The organism is Halorientalis brevis (assembly GCF_023077655.1).
The window spans coordinates 195,811-215,185 of record NZ_JALLGV010000001.1; the positions used below are offsets into that span (position 1 = coordinate 195,811).

The 19,375-nt window shown below is 64.3% G+C and carries 18 protein-coding genes; 9 read left to right on the forward strand and 9 right to left on the reverse strand.

Annotated elements, in window-relative coordinates; genetic code table 11:
* The first annotated feature begins 69 nt into the window (after positions 1 to 69).
* From MU553_RS01045 to MU553_RS01055, 3 genes are all read left to right on the forward strand, one after another.
* Positions 70 to 2,415, forward strand: a complete 2,346-nt coding sequence (locus MU553_RS01045) for an ATP-binding protein (protein WP_247373518.1) — start codon at positions 70 to 72, stop codon at positions 2,413 to 2,415.
* Between the two features lie 125 nt (positions 2,416 to 2,540).
* Positions 2,541 to 3,560: a metallophosphoesterase gene (locus tag MU553_RS01050; RefSeq protein ID WP_247373530.1), complete on the forward strand. Its 1,020-nt coding sequence runs from the start codon at positions 2,541 to 2,543 to the stop codon at positions 3,558 to 3,560.
* 68 nt (positions 3,561 to 3,628) lie between these two features.
* The gene (locus tag MU553_RS01055) at positions 3,629 to 5,248 is read left to right on the forward strand and encodes a long-chain-fatty-acid--CoA ligase (protein WP_247373532.1); all 1,620 of its coding nucleotides are present in this window, start codon (positions 3,629 to 3,631) and stop codon (positions 5,246 to 5,248) included.
* Between the two features lie 6 nt (positions 5,249 to 5,254).
* Here MU553_RS01055 and MU553_RS01060 read toward each other — a convergent pair whose 3' ends face one another.
* Together MU553_RS01060 and MU553_RS01065 are read right to left on the reverse strand one after the other, a co-directional pair.
* Positions 5,255 to 5,521 (reverse strand): DUF7520 family protein, encoded by a 267-nt coding sequence (locus MU553_RS01060; RefSeq protein WP_247373534.1) that lies wholly within the window; start codon positions 5,519 to 5,521, stop codon positions 5,255 to 5,257.
* A gap of 202 nt (positions 5,522 to 5,723) precedes the next feature.
* Positions 5,724 to 6,221, reverse strand: coding sequence for a halocyanin domain-containing protein (locus MU553_RS01065; RefSeq protein WP_247373536.1), 498 nt, complete (start codon positions 6,219 to 6,221; stop codon positions 5,724 to 5,726).
* A gap of 114 nt (positions 6,222 to 6,335) precedes the next feature.
* On the opposite strand from MU553_RS01065, the gene MU553_RS01070 reads away from it, so the two are divergent.
* A complete protein-coding gene (locus tag MU553_RS01070; protein ID WP_247373539.1) occupies positions 6,336 to 6,575 on the forward strand; it encodes an Htur_1727 family rSAM-partnered candidate RiPP in 240 nt (79 codons plus the stop codon).
* Entirely contained in the window at positions 6,572 to 7,792 is a 1,221-nt protein-coding gene (locus tag MU553_RS01075) for a TIGR04347 family pseudo-SAM/SPASM protein (RefSeq protein WP_247373541.1), read from the forward strand. The genes MU553_RS01070 and MU553_RS01075 overlap by 4 nt, the downstream gene beginning before the upstream one ends.
* Positions 7,793 to 7,801: 9 nt before the next feature.
* Here MU553_RS01075 and MU553_RS01080 read toward each other — a convergent pair whose 3' ends face one another.
* Complete coding sequence (locus tag MU553_RS01080; RefSeq protein ID WP_247373543.1) at positions 7,802 to 10,126, reverse strand: DEAD/DEAH box helicase; 2,325 nt, start codon at positions 10,124 to 10,126, stop codon at positions 7,802 to 7,804.
* A 153-nt stretch (positions 10,127 to 10,279) separates the two neighbouring features.
* On the opposite strand from MU553_RS01080, the gene MU553_RS01085 reads away from it, so the two are divergent.
* Complete coding sequence (locus tag MU553_RS01085) at positions 10,280 to 11,218, forward strand: ferritin family protein (protein WP_247373546.1); 939 nt, start codon at positions 10,280 to 10,282, stop codon at positions 11,216 to 11,218.
* A gap of 97 nt (positions 11,219 to 11,315) precedes the next feature.
* Here MU553_RS01085 and MU553_RS01090 read toward each other — a convergent pair whose 3' ends face one another.
* The 4 genes from MU553_RS01090 to MU553_RS01105 all read right to left on the reverse strand — a co-directional run bounded on the left by MU553_RS01090 (position 11,316) and on the right by MU553_RS01105 (position 13,538).
* Positions 11,316 to 11,996, reverse strand: coding sequence for a halocyanin domain-containing protein (locus MU553_RS01090; RefSeq protein WP_247373548.1), 681 nt, complete (start codon positions 11,994 to 11,996; stop codon positions 11,316 to 11,318).
* A 198-nt stretch (positions 11,997 to 12,194) separates the two neighbouring features.
* A complete protein-coding gene (locus tag MU553_RS01095) occupies positions 12,195 to 12,629 on the reverse strand; it encodes a universal stress protein (protein ID WP_247373550.1) in 435 nt (144 codons plus the stop codon).
* A gap of 220 nt (positions 12,630 to 12,849) precedes the next feature.
* Complete coding sequence (locus tag MU553_RS01100; RefSeq protein ID WP_247373552.1) at positions 12,850 to 13,164, reverse strand: DUF7521 family protein; 315 nt, start codon at positions 13,162 to 13,164, stop codon at positions 12,850 to 12,852.
* Positions 13,161 to 13,538 (reverse strand): transcriptional regulator, encoded by a 378-nt coding sequence (locus MU553_RS01105; protein ID WP_247373554.1) that lies wholly within the window; start codon positions 13,536 to 13,538, stop codon positions 13,161 to 13,163. Before MU553_RS01105 ends, MU553_RS01100 begins: the two co-directional genes overlap by 4 nt.
* 213 nt (positions 13,539 to 13,751) lie before the next feature.
* On the opposite strand from MU553_RS01105, the gene MU553_RS01110 reads away from it, so the two are divergent.
* Entirely contained in the window at positions 13,752 to 14,435 is a 684-nt protein-coding gene (locus tag MU553_RS01110; protein WP_247373556.1) for a PHP domain-containing protein, read from the forward strand.
* A complete protein-coding gene (locus MU553_RS01115) occupies positions 14,432 to 15,553 on the forward strand; it encodes an asparagine synthase C-terminal domain-containing protein (RefSeq protein ID WP_247373558.1) in 1,122 nt (373 codons plus the stop codon). The genes MU553_RS01110 and MU553_RS01115 overlap by 4 nt, the downstream gene beginning before the upstream one ends.
* An 8-nt stretch (positions 15,554 to 15,561) precedes the next feature.
* Here MU553_RS01115 and MU553_RS01120 read toward each other — a convergent pair whose 3' ends face one another.
* A complete protein-coding gene (locus tag MU553_RS01120; RefSeq protein ID WP_247373560.1) occupies positions 15,562 to 16,029 on the reverse strand; it encodes an NUDIX domain-containing protein in 468 nt (155 codons plus the stop codon).
* Between the two features lie 459 nt (positions 16,030 to 16,488).
* Here MU553_RS01120 and MU553_RS01125 point away from each other — a divergent pair, with 459 nt between their 5' ends.
* On the forward strand, positions 16,489 to 18,243 hold the full coding sequence (locus MU553_RS01125; RefSeq protein WP_247373562.1) for a methyl-accepting chemotaxis protein: 1,755 nt from the start codon (positions 16,489 to 16,491) through the stop codon (positions 18,241 to 18,243).
* Between the two features lie 36 nt (positions 18,244 to 18,279).
* On the opposite strand, the gene MU553_RS01130 is transcribed toward MU553_RS01125, so the two are convergent.
* Positions 18,280 to 19,257 carry a transcription initiation factor IIB gene (locus MU553_RS01130; protein ID WP_247373573.1) on the reverse strand — a complete coding sequence of 326 codons (978 nt, stop codon included), beginning with the start codon at positions 19,255 to 19,257 and terminating at the stop codon, positions 18,280 to 18,282.
* Between the last annotated feature and the right edge of the window lie 118 nt (positions 19,258 to 19,375).

Consider the following 19,375-nt stretch of genomic DNA (forward strand, 5'->3'; position numbering starts at 1 on the left):
TGGCATCGAAGTGGAGCTCACTTCTCATCAGTTGGCAAGTAGCTGGCGTCGTCTCGGAACCAGCGCGTGATGTCTGAAGGACTCACCGCGGTGGTCGTCGCTAACACGGCAGAGCCGGTCGACCGCATCGAGACAGCACTCGATGAGGTTTACGACGGAGTGACGATCCTGGAATCGACAGACGGTCGACCCGCAGTGGACTGTATCGTCGCCGTCGCTCCGCTCTCCGACGACGAGTGGGCGGTCGTCGAAGACGCGGCGGCCAGCGCATCCCGGCCGCCCGTGGTCGTGCTCGCCGGCGAATCCGAGGCTGGCGGGCATCGCGGCCCGGAGACGGCGACGGTGACGGACGTCGTCGCGGGGGGCGAGGACCGGTTCGAGCGGTTGGCGAACCGCGTTCGGGGGATGGTCGAGATGCGGCGGTCGGACGACGAACGCGAGCAGACGGCGTCCGTGGCGCACCTGACCGACCTCTACGAAGTCGCGACCGACGCGTCGCTGTCGTTCACGGAGAAAGCGAACCGGATGCTCGAAATCGGGCTGGACAGGCTCGACGTCGAGAACGCCCACCTGTCGACCATCGACCGGGAACCCGAACACTACGAGATCGTCGCGAGCATCGGCGACCTGCCGATCGAACCGGGCGATCTCATGGACCTCCCACGGACGTTCTGCCGGAAGACGATCGAGACCGACGACGTCCTCGCGTTCAGCCACGCCAGTGAACAGGGGTGGAGCGACGATCCGGCCTACGAGCGGAGCAACATCGAGTGTTATCTGGGGTCGCGCGTCGTGGTCGGCGGCACGCTGTACGGGACCGTCTGCTTTCTCGACCGTTCGCCCCACAGTAGCTTCAGCGAGGCTGAACAGACCTTCGTGAGCCTCATCGCCCGGTGGCTGAGCCACGAACTCGAGCGGACGCGACGAGAGGAGGCACTGGAAACGCTCCAGGGTGGGATGACGGAACTCATGCGTGCGACGACGAAAGCCGGCGTCTGCGAGATCGCGATCGGCATCGCCGGGGACGCCGTGGAGGCCCCCAGCGCCCGCGCGTGGCTCCTGGACGACGACGAGACGACCCTCGAGCAGGTGACGAGTCTCAGCGGCAACGTAGGGTCACGAACGCTCCACCGGGGAGACGCCGGAACGGACCGACTGTGGGCGGCCGTCGACGAGGGCGAGGTGACGACGTTCGACAGCACCGCGGTCCCGCAGAACGAGGCAGCGTCGGCGGGAACCGTCCAGAGCGAGGTCGTCATCCCGCTCGACGGATTCGGCGTCGTAACGGTGTCCGCCGAGACGGCCGAAGCCTTCGACGCGATCGACGTCTCGTTGTTGAAGATGATCGGATCGAACACCGTGGCAGCACTCGAGCGGACCGAGTGGATCGAGGAACTCAGCGCTGCACACGAACGCTCCAGACGCATCTTCGAGTCCGCCAGCGACGGACTCTTGCTCATCGATCCGGACGACGACGAGATCGTCGACTGCAACGACCGGGCCACGGACCTCTTCGGGTACGACGACCCCGAATCCCTCCAGTCGGTCGCCGCGTCGACGATCTGTCCCGAGGACCGAGAACGGTTCGAGGAACTGATCACGGAGGTTCGAGAGGGCGGTCGCGGGTGGATCGAGGAACTCGCCTGTGCGGGCCAGGACGGCCACCGAATCCCCCTCGAGGTGACGGCCGCGACGATAGCACTGCCCGAAGGGACCAGGATTCTCGCCAGCCTCCGGGACATCAGCGAGCGCAAGCGTCGCGAACAGGCGCTGAACGTGTTCAACCGCGTGCTCCGGCACAACATCCGAAACGACATGAACGTCGTCATCGGGCGCGCCGCGATGATCCGCGATCAGGCCAGCGATCCCGCCCTCGAACGCAGCGCAGCCGAGATTCTGAAGACGGGCCGAAAGCTGACGGCACTCGGTGAGAAAGCCCGGACGTTCCAGAAAGTCGACGAACGCGACACCGACCTGGAGCAGGTCGATCTCCGGGCGATACTCGACCAGATCAGTGCGAACCTCGAAGCCGACTATCCCGCAGGGACAGTCGACGTTGCTGGTGCCGAAGCCGCGCCCGCCGCCGTCGAGACGACCGTCGACGTCGCGTTCCGTGAACTCTGTGAGAACGGGCTCCAACACGCGACGACGGCCGAGCCGACCGTGTCCGTGACCGTCTCGCGGGTTTCGAACGGGCAACAGTTCGCGGTCACGATCAGCGACGAGGGCCCAGGCCTGCCGTCCCAGGACTGTGCCGTCTTGGAGGGGGAGACGGAGACGCCGCTCAACCACGGCAGCGGACTCGGCCTCTGGCTCGCGAACTGGATCGTCCGGACGAACGGAGGCACGATCACGGTCGTCGAGTCCAGCGACCGAGGGACGACGATCCGCCTCACGTTTCCTGCCGCGGAGTGACAGCTGCACGCAGGCCTGCTCGATGCGCTGGCCTCGGTGTCAACGAGTCCGATATGCAAAGTGACCTTCACAAAACACATTACGCGAGGGTCACGATTTCGACAGACCATCATATTGCGTAACGGATGACGCGCACCGAGAGAGACCCGAGGAAGCCGACACGTCGACGGACGATCGCGACAGTCGGGAGTCTGGCCCTGGGAGCGACGCTCTCGGGCTGTCGCGTCCGTCCACCCGAGTCTGCCCAGCGACGGTTCTCCATCGTCGTCCTGCCGGACACCCAGCATTACTCCCGACTCGACAACGGTCTCTTCGAGCAACAGGCGCGGTGGATCGTCGACAACCAGGACGAACACGACGTCGCGGCGGTACTCCATCTCGGGGACCTCGTCGACAATCCGGCGGAGGACTCAGAGTGGGACGTGGCGACGGACGCAGTGTCGATGCTCGACGACGCCGGGATTCCGACGCTCGTCGCACTGGGCAATCACGACGCGGCCGAGATCCGGGCCCCGACCGCGTTCCGGAGGCGACTGCCGACGGCGCGATACGCGACCGCCGAGTCGCGGACGGACTCCATCGTGGGATACGGCACGTACGACGGGAATCCCGAGAACGCGTACCTTCGCCAGCGGGTCGCCGGCGAAGACCTGCTGTACCTCACCGTCGAGTTCGGACCCCGACAGGCAGTCGTCGAGTGGGCCGACCGCGTCCTCTCGGCCCACAGCGACGCTCTCGCGTTCCTCACGACACACTCGTATCTCTACTTCGACGACACGAGGGTCGACAGGGACGACGATCACAATCCGCGACAGTACGGGTTGACCGACGTTCACAACGGCGTCGAGCTGTGGGCGGAACTGGTCCGGAACCACGCAAACCTCGTGAACGTCCACAGCGGTCACCACGTCCCCGGCAACACCGGCCGTCGACTCGACGACGGCGGGGCCGGAACCGCAGTGTCACAGATGTTCGTCAACTACCAGACCGAGCGCCGGGGCGGGAACGGGTGGCTCAGACTGCTCACCGTCGACCCCGATCGGCGACGGTTGGCAGTCAGCACGTATTCGCCAGCGCTCGATCGGTGGCAGCGTGGCGCTGACGCCGAGTTCGACGTGTTCTTGGCGACGAAACGTGGCAACTGACCGAGTTCTCAAATCTCGGGAACAAACAGAAACCACTTTTTTATTCATTCACGTTTGTCCGAGGTGCGATGGAAAAACCACTGCTAGTCACGGACTTTCTGGACCGTGCCCGGAAGTACTACGGGGAGGAAGAGGCCGTCGTGGCGACGACCGGCGAACGGTTCACCTACGACGAACTCGGGGAGCGCGCCGACAGGTTCTCGGCGGCACTCCAGCAGCGCGGCATCGAGAAGGGAGACCGCGTCGCTGTACTCGACCCGAACACGCACTACCACCTGGCTGCGGCGTACGGGAGCATGCAGCTCGGTGCCGTCCACACGCCGCTGAACTACCGACTGACGCCGGACGACTTCGCATATATTCTCTCTGACGCCGAAGTCGACGCGATCTTCGCCGATTACGAGTACGCAGACCGGATCGAGGCCATCCGAGACGAGGTCCCGACGGAGACGTTCATCACGAACGACGCCGACGCCGTCGACGGCGACTGGGAGTCCTTCGAGGAGGTCATCGAGGACGCCGGCACCGACTACGACCGGCCGGAGATGGACGAGAGCGACGTCATCACCATCAACTACACGTCCGGGACGACCGGCGACCCGAAGGGCGTGTGTCGCACCCACCGCACGGAGACGATCCACGCGTACCTCATCACCGTTCACCAGGAGATCACGGACGACGACGTCTACCTGTGGACGCTGCCGATGTTCCACGTCAACGGCTGGGGGCACATCTACGCCATCACCGGCATGGGCGCGAAACACGTCTGTACCCGCGGGGTCGACGCCGAGTGGATCTTCGACACCGTCGTCGACGAGGACGTCTCGTACATGTGCGGTGCCCCCACGGTGCTGAACATGCTGAGCGACCACTACGACGAGAACGACGGCGACATCCCCACGAGCGGGGAAAACGACGTCCGCATCGCCACGGCGGGGAGCGCCCCGCCGGAGGCGACCATCCGCACGGTCGAAGACGAGTTCGACTGGTACCTCAAACACGTGTACGGCGCGACCGAGACCGGGCCGCTCATCACCACCTCCGACGCCAAGCGGCTGTTCGACGACGACTCCAGCGCCCGCTTCAAGATCAAGAAGCGCCAGGGGCTGGGCTACCTCGGCACCGAGGTCAGAGTCGTCGACGAGGACGGCAACGACGTGCCGCGCGACGACGCCACCATCGGGGAGATCGTCGTCCGGGGCAACCAGGTGATGGACAAGTACTGGAACAAGCCCGAGCAGACCGAGCAAGCGTTCAACGACCGCGTGGAGGGGTACTACCACATGGGCGACCTCGCCACCGTCGACGACAACGGGATGATTTCCATCCAGGACCGCAAGAAGGACATCATCATCTCCGGCGGGGAGAACATCTCCAGCATCGAACTGGAGGACACGCTGTTCGAGCACGACGCCGTCGGGTCCGCTGCAGTCATCCCGTCGCCGAGCGAGGAGTGGGGCGAGACGCCCAAGGCGTTCGTCGTTCCGGACAACGGCGACCCCGAGGAACCGGGCGTGACGAAAGAGGAACTCAAGGAGTTCTGTGAGGACAACCTGGCGGGCTACAAGGTCGTGCGCCGCTTCGAGTTCGTCGAGGAACTGCCGACCACGTCGACCGGGAAAGTCCAGAAGTACGAACTCCGCGAACAGGAGTGGGAAGACGAAGACCAGATGGTCGGCCAGGGATAACCTGGCTCACTCGACGGCGTCGGCGTCGTAGCGATTGGAGATGTAGACGACCGCGCCGATCAGGGCACCGAGCCCGACCCCGACGGTTATCATTCCGAAGAGAGCGGTTCCCAGGGGCGTCGGCGGAAGCTGGATGATCCCGAACAGCTCCGGGTCCAGATCCTCGGGTCTGATCGCACCCAGAATCGTGCCCATCACGCCAGCGATGAGGACGACGACCGTGAAAACAGTGAGGACCACCCGGCTTCCGCTCGTCGTGTCGGCATCTGTCATTGCTCCAGATTGGAGACGAAGGTGATTAACCGTTTCACTTCCTACCCACGAGTAATGTCCGAAAAGGACCTCCTGCTCCTCGTCCTCGCCGGCATCGCTGTACTGATGTTCCTGACGGGTTTCGTCCTGGTACTGAGCTAACGCGCTGCACACGGCGACAACACGTAAAAAAGAACGCCGTGACGAATCGTCGAGAACGCCCTTATTCCGACGCGACGACGACGGCGCCTTTCATGCCGGAGACCTTGTGAGGGTTGCAGTAGTACGTCTCCGTTCCGGATTCCTCGAACGTGTGTTCGAAGGTCACCCCGGCGCCCGCTTCGGAGGTGCCGGAGTCGAACGCTTCGCTTTCGGCAACGACGTTGTGTGCGCCACCGTCACCGGTCCAGACCCAGGTCACGGTCGTCCCGGGCGAGACCTTGATCGCGGCGGGACCGAAGCCGAGGCCGCCCTGGCCGACACCGACCTGAACCTCGACGGAGTCCTTGCCGGTGTGATCCGCCATGTCGCCGTCGAATCCGATCGCCCCGTCGAGGTAGCTCGACACCTCGCTCGGTGCCGACACCATCTCGGCGCTGCCACCCTCGGTCGTGGTATCACCGTTGTTCGAGTCGCCTGAATTACTACCCTCCGAGCACCCGGCCAGTCCGCCGGTGATTGTCAGAACACCAACACCGCGTACGAAATTCCGTCTATCCATCACTTGGTCACCTCATTGTGTCTCAGAACGTGCCAGTTGTAAATTCACCGGTTCCGTTCCCAGAGAATGGGAATCGTAGTGAGGGGTATATAGTGCGTTTTCGAACATATTCGCATGGCAGAGCGTGCCCACTCGACCGGACCCAGTAATGTCCGAGCGACCACAGGCCGCGAATGGGAAGTGTTCGTGCGTGACGACGACGGCCCGCCGAGACACGCCGGCAGTGTCTCTGCACCCACAGCCGACGTGGCCCGCGACCAGGCCACGCAGTTGTTGGGGTGGAGCGTCACCGACGTGTGGCTCTGTCCCGCCGACGAGGTAGAGCGGTTCTCGACCACGGAGACGGACCAATGATTTCGGTCAGCAAACTGCTCTGTGACCTGGACGCCGAGGGGGACGGCCTCCGATACGACGCCGCCGAGGAGTCGAAGAAACCGCAGATCACCGAGCGCAAGCAGCAACGACCGGTCGTCGTCTGGAACCTCACCAAGCAGTGCAACCTCTACTGCGACCACTGTTACGCCGCCGCCGACACGGAGTGTGCGCCGGGCGAACTCTCGACGGAAGAGGGGAAGCGACTCCTCGACGATCTCGCCGACTACGGCATCCCCGTCGTGCTCTTCTCGGGCGGGGAACCCCTGGTTCGCGAGGACTTAGAGGAGTTGATCGCCTATGCGACCGACCAGGGGATTCGCGCAGTTCTCTCGACCAACGGGACGCTTATCACCGAGGAACGCGCTCAGGCCCTCAAGGACGCGGGTCTGAAGTACGCCGGCATCTCCGTGGACGGCCTCCCGGAAGCGAACGACGAGTTCCGCGGCAAGGAGGGCGCTTTCGACGCCGCCCTCCGGGGAATCAACGCCTGTCTCGACGTGGGACTCAAGACCGGACTCCGGTACACGATCACGAAACACAACGCCCCCGACCTCGAAGACATCGTCTCGATGCTGTACGACGAGGGGCTCGACCGGTTCTGTTTCTACCACCTCGATTACGGCGGCCGCGGCAACGAGATCATGGACGTCGACCTCACACCCGAGGAACGCCGCGAGGCTGTCGAGACGGTGTGTGACATGACCCGCGAGTACCACGACCGGGGCGAAGAGATCGAGACGCTGCTGGTCGGCAACTACGCCGACGCGGCGTACATGGTCGAGTACGCCCGCGAACACCTCGGCCACGACACGGCCGAGCGCGTGTATCGCTACCTCGAGGCCAACGGTGGCGACCCGACCGGCGAGCGCGTCGCCGACATCGACTACCAGGGCAACGTCCACCTCACCCAGTTCTGGCAGGGCTACTCGCTCGGGAACGTCCGCGACCGCCCGTTCTCGTCCATCTGGGAGGACGACTCGAACCCGCTTCTCCGCGCACTCCGGAACCGCGAGGACCACCTCACCGGAAAGTGTGCGGACTGCCAGTACCAGTCCATCTGTCGCGGTGGGTCGCGACTCCGGGCGCTCTCGGTCCACGACGACCCCTTCGCGCCGGACCCGCAGTGTTATCTCACCGATGGCGAGGTCACCGGCTCGAACCCCGTCGTCGACACCGGTCCCGAGCCCGCGGACTGACGGGACCGCTCAGTTCTCGCCCTCGAGCGCGTCGAGCAACACGAGCGCCAACTCCTTGTCCAGCGGATCGTTCGCGTTGCCGCAGTGGGGCGACTGCACGCAGGCCGGACAGCCGTCGGCACAGGGGCAAGACGCGACCATCTTCCGAGTGGTTCCTACGAGGGAACTAACGTCACGGTAGGCGCGGTCGGTCAACCCGACGCCGCCCGGATAGCCGTCGTAGATGAAAATCGTCGATTTCTCGGTGTGGGGATGGAGGGGCGTCGAGAGCCCGCCGATGTCTCGCCGGTCACAGAGCAACTCCACGGGCATCATCGAAATCATCGCGTGTTCGGCCGCGTGGATGCCGCCGTCGAAGTCGCCGTCGCGTGCCCGCATCTCCATCTCGACCGGGCCGGGGACGGTGAAGTACAGGGCTTTGGTCTCCAGCGTGGTCTCCGGAAGGTCGAGGGAGAACTGCCCGACCGGCTCGCCGGACGCGATGTCGCGACGTTCGTACCCGGTGATCTGCTTGCGCATCGTCACGTCCGCGAACCGGAGGGTGCTGTCCTCGCGGCCGGGCATCGGTCGCTCCTCGAGGTCGGACTCGACGGTGATCGTCTTGTCGTGAAGGACCTGGGTGTAGTACTCCGCGCGCGTCCGCGAGAGGTCGGCGATCCGGTGGTCCAGGTCGAGGTCGGTCACCTCGTAACTCTGGCCCTGGTGGTGGTAGATCGCGCCCGGATGGGCGTCCCGCAGCGCGTCGCCGAAAGGGAGTTTCGCGATCGTCTCGCCGTTCGCGCGGTCCCGCAGTTGGACCTGCCGGTCGTCGATGGTCCGGAGATTCATCTCGTGTTGGGGGCTGCCGTCGCCGTCGTACAGCCAGCGGATGCCGGCGTCGGTCTCCCGTCGATCGAGCTCGCCCGACTCGGTGAGGTCGCCCACGAGTTCCGGAAACGTCGGGCCGAAGTGGCGGTCGTCGTCGGGTTTCAGCCACGTCTCCCGAGCAGCGGACAGGACGTGTCCAGGCATGAGCGTCTGATTTTCGGGGTTCGAGATGGCGCGTTCCGCCTCGCCCTCGAAGAACTCGTCGGGATTGGCCATGAAGTACTGGTCGAGCTGGTCCTCGCCGCCGACCATGACGACGAGGCTCGGATCGGTCCCGCGACCGGCCCGCCCTGCCTGCTGGTGGGCGGCCATTCGCGTGCCCGGGTAGCCGTCCAGCAGAACCGCGTCGAGCCCGCCGATGTCGACGCCGAGTTCCAGTGCGTTCGTGCTCCAGACGCCGCGAATCTCGCCGGTGGACAGCCCCTGTTCGACCGTCTCCCGTCGGTCGCTGGTCAGCGCCGCCTGGTACGCAGTGACGCTCTCGGCCGCGTCGCGCTCACCGCGTCGGCGCAGTTCAGTAGCGCTGTCGGTGGCGTAACGCTCTGCGGTCTGGCGCGAACTGGTGAAGACCACGGTCTGGAAACCACGACTCACCAGGTCGACGAACAGCCGCTTGGTCTCGGTGTGGCTGGACTTCCGGCGACCGCTCCCCCAGCCCCCGCCGTCGGCATACTCCGGCGGGTTCCACAGCAGCCAGTGGGTCGGTCCCGTCGCGCTCCGATCTTCGGTGACCGCCGCGAACGAGGCCGCGGGCCGCCCGGTGACGGTCGCCGCGTGCTCGACGGGATTGCCGATGGTCGCCGAACAACAGACGTACTCCGGATCCGCTTCGAACCGCTCGCAGACGCGATTGAGACGACGGAGCACGAGCGACACCTGGCTGCCGAACACGCCGCGGTACTCGTGAACTTCGTCGACGACGACCGTCTCCAGGCGCTCGAAGAACCAGTCCCAGAGCCGGTGCGAGTGCGGGAGAATCCCGTAGTGGAGCATGTCCGGCGTCGTCAACAGGACGGTCGGCTGGCGGTCGCGCACCTGGCGTTTCTCGGTTTTCGACTGCCGGCCGGTGTACTGGTCGACCGTGACGCGACTCCCGAACCCGAGGCCACGGGCGAGGTTCTGGAGGGTGTCGGTCTGGTCGTTGATGAGCGCGACCTGGGGCGCAATATAGAGGGTACAGCCAGTGTGGTCGAGTGCGCGCTCGAACGCGGGGACCGTGTATGCCAGGCTCTTCCCGCTGGCCGTCTCGGTGGCGAGGACGACGTTCCGACCGCCGCGGACGGCGTCGATGGCAGCCGCCTGATGACTGTAGAGACGCTCGATGCCGCGGTCACGGAGCGTGCTCCCGAGCCGAGAGTCGAGATCAACGTCGGCGAAACTGGCGTCGCGACCGGGGACGACCTCGTGGTGGTGAACCTGCCCCTCGTAGTACGGCCGCCCGCGGAGCCACTCGATTGTCTCGTCCACACGCCGTCTTGCGGACACGGCGTCTTCACCGTTGCGCCCGACGAGACACCGCTCGTCGGCCCGAAAATTGCGTTCGCAGTAGCCACCATTTAAATTACCCGAATTGTTCGGCGGTATTTATAGGGCAGTCCCCACCCTACGGTGTGGTGTACCATGACGCAGGTAGAGGACACCAGCCGCGAGATGCGGCTTGACCGCGATTCGTTCGCACAGGGGTACTTCGAGAACGCAGTGTATCGTCACTGGGACCCGTACGCGATCGAGGGACTCGAAGAGGACAAACAGAAACTGATGGACGAGGACGATCTGACCGAGGCCGAGTACGAGGAACTCCGGCAGACGCTCGCTCGGTTCGGCGCGGGCGAAGAGGCGGTGACGGAGGACCTGATGCCCCTGGGGCTCGTGCTGGAGGACATCAACGACCAGATGTTCGTCTCCAGCCAGATCTACGAGGAGGCCAAACACACGCAGTTTTTCGACCGCTACTGGCGGGACGTCATCAACCCCGTCGCCGAACACCACGGGTTCGAGGTGACGAACCCGACCGATCAGCGATACTATCCTGACGGCTACATCCAACTGTTCGACGACACCGAGGCCGCGATGGAGCTACTCCTCGAAGAGGACACGCCGGAAAACCGCGCCAAGGCGTACTGTCACTACCACCTGACGGTGGAATCAGTGCTCGCCCAGACAGGCTATTACGGCATCACGTCGGCGTTCAGTTCGAAGGGATCCGACGAGGTGGCGATTCGCGAGTTCCCGCACCTCGAAGGGCTGGTCGAGGGCATCAGCAAGATCCGCAGCGACGAGGGCCGTCACGTCGGCTTCGGCATGCAGAAAGTCCGCCGCTACGTCCAGAGCGGCGAGGTCGACGAGCAGGTCGTCCAGGACACCCTGCAGGAACTCATGCCCCACGTCGCGAACACGGTGAACGACTTCGAGGAGGCAGTCAACGCGGTCCCGCTCGTCACGTACGCGCGCGACAAGCTGACCCGACGCATCGACATCATCACCGACGAAGACGCGGTGATCCCGGACGTGGACGAGCTCGTGAGTCTCGACACCGACGGCACCGCTGCTGCGGACTGAACGCGCTGTCCGCTTCCTGCGTCACGGGGACGTGGGAGGGGAAAAACACTGCCCGTCAACGGCGACGGTCGGGGGTCAATCGTTTCGATCGACGGGCCTATTCGATCCGCTTGAGGTCGCGGTCCGCGCGGCCGGACTGCTCGGTCCCGCCGAGTTTGTCGCGGTTGAGCGCGAGCAGCACCGCGAACACGATCGGCGACAGGATACCCAGCGCGAGTGCAGCGCCCATCGCCTGCAGTTCCGGCGTGAAGACGATGCCGCCGCCGTGTTCGCCGCCTTCGCCGCCACCGCCGGACGTGTCGACGTCTCCGACGACGATCACGCCTTTCATGCCCGAGATCTTGTGCGGTTCGCAGAAGTACTGGACGACGCCTTCCTCCTCGAAGGTCTGTTCGAACGTCGTGCCAGCCTGAGAGACGGCCGAGCCCGAGTCGAAGCTGCCGTCCTCGGCGACGACGTTGTGCGAGCCACCGTCACCGGTCCACTCCCAGACGATCTTCGTGCCGGGATCGACTTTGACGGCTGCGGGCCCGAACGCGAGCCCGGTGTCTGCGGCGCCGACCTCGACGGTCACTTCGCTTTTGCCCGTCTCGTCGACGACCGTGCCGTCGTAGTTGTTCGCTTCCGCGAGATAGCCGCCGAATTTGCTACCGTCCTGTGCTGCTGCCGTGCCGGTTGCACTCGCGCCCAGCCCCGCGGCTGCGGCGCCAGTGGCCGTCGCCCGAAGGAACCCGCGACGGCTCTGCGTGGATGCACCGGTGTTGTCGTTCGTGCTCATGTCTGTCACTCCGAACTCCGCCGCACTCCGTGGCGCGTCTCGTCGCTGCCCTGCCGTCCGTCCCAGTGCGGCGTCTGCGGGGGCCGGACGTCTCCACGCCGCTCCATATGCGACGATTTTCACCGATAGTTAAAAGCCCGCCTAAACGTCTCGGGGAGTGGGAACCAGTACCAAAGAAAACCGCTCAGTCGGTCCCCCTCACCGAACGATGGTGACGGGACAGTGAGCGCGGCGGACGACGTTCTCGGCGACGCTGCCGAGGATGAGTCGGGAGAGTCCTTTCCGACCGTGGCTCCCCATGACGATGTGGTCGACGTCGTTTTCGTCGGCGAACTCGACGATGCTGCGTCCCGGCTGGCCGACGACAGCCTCGGAGTCCAGCGTGACGTCGTAGTCGTCGGCCGCGTCCTGGGCGTCGTCGAACAGCGTCTCGGCCTCTTCCTTGGCGCTTTCGTACCACTCCTCCCAGTACCCGGGCAGAGTCGACTCCATCGGAGCTCCGTAACCCGCGTCGACGAAGTCCAGCACGTGGATCACGGTGAACTCGGCGTCCTCGTGTTTCTCGAGTGCGTGTTCGAGCGCTTTCGCTGACAGCGGCGATTCGTCCATCGGAACGAGTACGTGTTCGCTCATACCTGAAGATAGTCGGGCCCCCCACATAACTTCGTAGTTCGTTCTCGGCGTCTGAAAACTCAGTGCCAGTGTCCCGATTCGCACACGCGAGCGAAGAATGGAAGTTCCCGAGAGCAATGCCGAACCGAATCGACACCGGTGCTCCGAAGCTCACAACGCCGGGCCGGCCACCTGACGGGAGAAAGCAACTCAGAAACGCAGCATCGAACCGTCGCGCCGCTTACTGCTGAGCGTACAGCGAGTAGACGATCACCGCGAAGCCCAGCGCCGTGAGGGCGGCTTCGACGACGATCGCGTATCCGCGGTCGATTACTGGCCCGATGTTGGCCGTTCCTGCGAGGTCGAGCGCACCTGCGATGAGTGATCCGAGCGTGACGAGGGTGAAGCCGACGGCTAGCAACTGCAGCGGTTTCGCCCCGGTCCGACGGTAGGCCTTGAACGAGAAGAACGCTATCAGGCCCCCGAGGAACAGGGTGATTGTCTTGAGGGCAACGATCACTGACGGGACGTGGATGAGTGGGACGATTCCGGTCACGTTTCTTTGCGCACCTCCGACCAGAGGTCCTGTAGCCGTTCGTCCGCTGTTCTGGGCACGCGGCTGATGCCGACGTCGAAGTCTCGGTCTTCCGAGAGTCCGACGACGACTTCCTCGAAATCGACCTCGTACTTACTAGCGTGTTGACCATCCGGACGGATCTCCATCCCCTCGCGGAGCAACGAAGCTTCCGTCAGCATGTCCAACTTTCGGTAGGTCGTCGAGAGCGGCACGTCACAGGTTTCGGCGATTTCCTCTGCTGTCATGGGTTCCTCCAGGTTCCGGACGATGACGCGACACTTCGGATCGTCAAGGGCGTCCAGAACGTCCTGCAGGTCGGGTCCTTCCTCGTCCGCGAACGGATCACGGACCATGTAACGGAGGTTGGCGGACGAAGCCATATAACCGCTCCGACATACCTGCCACACAACCGCCAGCCCGCCCGTGGGTAGCCGCTACACGGATATGTAACACCACAATCACTACTGAGCAGCCCACTACGTTTCGTGTCTCACGATAGCACATGTCATTACGTCTGACTGGTCAGGACCGGTTCGCTTTTGAGCAGACGCCCCATACGCTCAGGTGTGCTCGCCGCCGAGTTGCACTGTCACTCGTCGCTTTCGTACGACGGCCGCGATCCCGTCGACCTTCTGCTCGGGCAGGCAGAAGCGGTCGGCCTGGACGCCATCGCCGTCACGGATCACGACGAGATCGACGCGAGCCTAGAGGCCGCCGAGCGTGCCCCGGAGTACGGCCTCATCGCCATTCCGGGGCTGGAGGTGTCGACGGCTGCCGGCCACGTCCTCGCACTCGGCGTGACCGAAGCAGTTCCGTCGGGCCTCTCGTTCGGAGAGACGCTCGGCCGCGTCCGCGATCTCGGCGGCATCGCCGTCGTTCCACACCCGTTCCAGGAGTCACGCAGCGGCGTGCTGGCCCACATCTCGCGTGACGACCTGACTGCGGCCGACGCCATCGAGGTGTACAACTCCCGGCTGCTGACCGGACGAGCGAACCGGCAGGCGGAACGATTCGCCAAGCTCCGCGAAATGCCGATGACGGCCGGGAGCGACGCCCACATCAGCGAGATGGTCGGCCAGGCGGTCACTCGCATCGACGCCGCCGAACGTAGCGTCGACGCCATCCTCGACGCCATCCGCGACGGTCGGACCACGGTTGAGGGTCGTCGAACGCCGTGGCGGATCAGTTTCCGACAGGCCGCCGGCGGCGTCAAGCGCCGCGTGAAGAACCGATTCTACAGTTTCCTATGACCGGCAGGGCTTCCGACGGCAATGAGTCGAGTCTCGACGGGGCGTCCGTCGACTGCGTCCGAGCTGCCATCGAGTCGGGCGACCCGTTGTCAGGCACCCGGGGCTTCGCCGGCGCGGTCGACGATCGACTCGTCAGAGACGTTTTGGGTCGATACCCCTGTTTCACCGAGCGCGACGATCCGACGACGTGGAGTTTCGATCCGACCGAACTGGACCAGCCGGAATCGGTACCGGCAGGGCATGGTAGGACTGCTGAGGGAGACCAGCGCGTCTGGTCGCTCCCCGACGTGCCGACCATCGAGGACGACGAGGCGGCCGTCGCGACGGTTCGTGCGTCTATCGACGCGAGTCTGGACGAGGTGGTCGCGGACTCGCTTGCGATCGCGTTCTCCGGTGGCGTCGACTCCGCGCTCCTGGCCGCGCGGCTGGACGCCCCGCTGTACGTGGTTGGATTCCCCGACAGTCACGACGTCGAGGCGGCGCAGTCGGCTGCGGCGTCGCTCGACCGAGACGTTCGCGTCGTCGAGGTCACGCACGACGACGTCGTCCGGGCCGTGCCGGAAGTCGCGACCGCAATCGGTCGGACGAACGCGATGGACGTCCAGATCGCGCTCCCGCTGTACCTGGTCGCCGAGCGGGTCGCCGACGACGGCTACGACCGGCTCGCAGTGGGACAGGGCGCTGACGAACTGTTCGGCGGCTACGCGAAAGTCGCCAAGGCGCCCACTGATCCCCGGGTCGACGCCGACACGGTCCGGGGCGCCACGCGAGAAGTGATTCAGTCCCTCCCCGACCAACTCGAACGGGACGTGTTGACGCTCCGTGCCGCAGGCGTCGAACCCGTCGCGCCGCTGCTCCACGACCGGGTCGTCGAAGCCGCACTCCAGTTGCCCGGTCACATGCTCGTCACCGAGCCCGGTGACGACGGGGTGCGCAAGCACGCGCTCCGGCGCGCGGCCAGCGAGTGGCTGCCCGACGAGATCGCGACTCGAGACAAGAAAGCCGTCCAGTACGGGAGTCTGATCGCTCGCGAACTCGACCGGCTAGCCAGACAGAACGGGTTCAAACGCAGGATGGACGACCACGTGACGAAGTACGTCGAATCGTTGCTCGCGTAACGCTGTTTTCAGGCGTCAGAGACGGTCTCGATCGCTTCCGTGCCGATCTGCGCCACGTCCTCGTCCACGCTCGTTGCCCGAAGGTCCGCGGGCGTGTTCCAGTCCCAGACCTCGGGGCCTTCCTCGCCGGCAGCGGGATCGACGTCCCTGCTGTCCACGCGCGCGAAGTAGACGTGATCGACGTGCTGGTGTGCCACCTCGCCGTCGCAGACGTCGATGTCGTACAGCATCTGATAGCGCGGCTGCGGGAGTGAGCGACCGGTGTCGGTGCGAATTCCTGGGTCGTCGGCCACGAGGTCCGGATCGTGCCCGGTCTCCTCGCGGACCTCCCGAACGGCGGCCTCGTGGGGTAGTTCGTCACGGTGGACGTGTCCGCCCGGTGGAATGCGGATTCCGAGACGCTCGTGTTCGTGGAGGGCCGTCGCTCCGTCAGCCACGATGTAGACAGTCGCGGTGTAGTGACGCGTCGTCTCCATGTGAGTCGCGAAGCGCTCGTTCGGTTTGTAGACGGTGGATTCTCCCAGAGAGAGACCGGAACCGACGGCGAAAACGGCCGAGGCGAAGAGGAGCGGCAGCAAGCCATCGGACCGACGGCGGATTCCTTCCGACCAATCATCTCCGCGAACACTGCACTATAAATGTCGTATAGGTATAAATAATTGTGAAGTTACTCGTTATCGGAGATTCCGATCTCGTTCACCGATCGTCTGGGTGCACAGCAATCGCGACCAGTTCGATGAAAATCGACGGCTTAGCCCAGACAGCGCCCAATATATGTATTCGAGCCCTACTGTCAATATAAGTAACAGAAATATTTGTGGGCAAATTGGCTATTCACACCGAGTGTCAGAAATATTGTTCTCAAAATATGAAAATAGGAGTATAGAGTTTTTATGGGGTGTGGCAAAGTCCCGGTAACGAGAGAGTACCACGCAATGATCTCATCATTACTGCGTCGATTTACCGGCACTAACGAACGAGAGATAGACTCGGAGAGGACGGGACAGACCGACCCTGTTCGAGCAGCGGACGAGGAATCGCCAGCGTCGGCAGTTGCGAGCGATGGGGGCGCGGTCGTCTCTGCGGACGAGGCGGCACCCAGCCCGTCGCTCGATCACGACGAGGACTACTACCAGGAAATCGACGCACCCACAGAGTTCACGACAGGCGAAGTCGAAGGCACCGTTCGGGCCAACCTGGAGCAGGTACTCAACGCCTCGGGGACGGCGATGCGGATCATCGGCCCGGAGTTCAACGTCATCATGCAAAACGACATGATGGACGAGTTGTCGGGCGTCGACGACGACAGGCTCGAGGAGGTGCCCTGCTACGGTGCGATGTGCAACGACGACGTCTGCGGGACGGACAACTGCACCCTCAAGCGACTCATGGCCGGTGAAACCGACCGGATCGAAGTGGAAGTGGAGAAAGACACCTACGACGGGCGGACCGTTCCGACCAAACTCGTCGCCACCGCGATCAAAAACGACGCGGGCGACGTGGTCGCGATCTCCGAGAGCTTCATCGACCTCTCGGACATGAAGTCCGTGACCGAGCAGTTCAACGACGTCGTCGACGACGTGTCCAGCGGGTCCCTCGACACAGAAGTCGACACCACGGACCTGGAGTGGTACTACGAGGACATGGGCGAGTCGCTCAACGAGATGATCGCGGTCGTCGACGAGGCCATGGAGCAACTCGATCAGATCACGGACGACCTCCGGGACGCGCGCCTCGACACCGACCGCGACGTCGACTCGCTGCCGGGCATCTTCGGCAAGATCGTCGACGACCTGGACCAGACGGCAGAGCACATGATCGAGGAGATGCAGCGCCGCCGCTCGGTCGCCGACGGCGTCCAGACGTCCGTGAACGACCTGCTCGACAGTTCCGAGGAAGTGAGCAGCGACTCTCAGGAGATCACGGCGCTGGTCGAAGAGCAACACGCGAGTATGCAAGACATCTCGGCAGAGGTCTCGAACCTCTCCGCGACGGTCGAGGAGATCGCGTCCTCCGCCGAAGAGGTCAACGCGTCGAGCGAGCAGGCCGAACGACTCGCCGAGGAGGGCCGCGACTCGGCCGAAGACGCGATCGACGTGATGGAAAACATCGATTCGGCTGCCGCCGACGTCACGAGCGACGTGAACCGCCTCCGAGAAGCGGTCGCGGAGATCGACGATATCGTCGACGTCATCAACGACATCGCCGAGCAAACGAACATCCTGGCGCTCAACGCCTCCATCGAAGCCGCGCGCGCCGGTGAGGCCGGGGAAGGCTTCGCCGTCGTCGCCAACGAAGTCAAATCGCTGGCCGAGGAGTCACAGCAGCACGCAAGCGAGATCGAGTCCGTCGTCTCGACCATCAGCGAAGACACCGAAGAGACCGTCGCCAGCCTGCAAGACGCCAACGAGCAGGTGGACATGGGTCGGGAGATGGTCGAAGAGTCGATGGGGAACCTCGAAGACATCGTCACCGCAGTGCGTGAAACCTCGAACGGGATCGACGAAGTCGCCGCCGCGACTGACGAACAGGCCCACAGCACCGAGCAGGTCGCGGGCATGGTCGACGACGCCGTGCGGAAAGCCGACAGCATCTCCGACCGCGCGATCGAGGTCGCAGACCTAAACGAGAAACAGGTCGAACAGGTCCACAGCATCGAGACCGACGTGGAGCGACTCCGCGAACAGTAGCGAGCGATCCGCCCCGGAAAACCAGTCTCGACCGCGTTACAGCATCTGTCCTTCTGCGTCGAGCAACTCGTGGTAGCGGTTGCGGATCGTGACCTCGCTGATGGAAGCGACGTCGCTGACCTCCGACTGCGTGACCTTCTCGTTGGCCAGCAGCGAGGCCGCGTACACTGCGGCGGCAGCGAGTCCGACGGGGCTCTTCCCGCTGTGGACGCCTTCCTGTTTTGCGGTCTGGAGGAGGTCACGCGCCCGCCGCTCGACCTCGTCCGAGAGGTTCAGTTCGGAGGCAAAGCGCGGGACGTAGCTCTCCGGGTCAGCGGGCTGTATCTCCAGGTTTAGCTCCCGAATGACGTACCGATAGGTGCGGGCGATCTCGTCTTTCTCGACGCGAGAGACGCCCTCGATCTCGTCGAGACTGCGGGGCGTCCCGGCCTGTCGGGCAGCGGCGTACAGGGACGCGGTGGCGACGCCTTCGATGGACCGGCCCGGCAGCAGATCCTCGTCGAGGGCGCGGCGGTAGATGACGCTCGCGGTTTCCCGGACGCTCTCTGGCAGCCCCAGTGCCGAGGCCATGCGGTCGATCTCGCCGAGGGCCTGTTTCAGGTTGCGCTCCTTGGAGTCGCGTGTCCGGAAGCGCTCGTTCCACGTGCGCAGTCGCTGCATCTTCTCGCGCTGTCGCGACGACAGTGAGTTGCCGTACGCGTCCTTGTCCTGCCAGCCGATGTTGGTCGAGAGCCCCTTATCGTGCATCATGTTCGTCGTCGGCGCTCCCACCCGACTCTTCTCGTCTTTCTCGTTGGCGTTGAACGCGCGCCACTCCGGCCCGGGATCGATCTCGTCTTCCGAGACGACCAGGCCACACTCCTCACAGACCGTCTCACCGCGTTCCGAATCCGTGGCTAACGACCCACCGCACTCCGGACAGACGAGCGTTTCGTCCTCCTGCTCGATGGGTTCCTCGTCCTGGCTCTCGCTCGCGCGTTCGCCCGTGTACTCTCTGATGGTGGTGTCAGTCATTGGTTGAATCGGCGGGCACTGGTGCCCAGAGAACTATCCAGTACGATGTTATGTTGTGGCTGCGCCGACTTAAACCTTTCGACCGTTTGAGCCCTCAGAGTTGCCGATATCGGCCGTT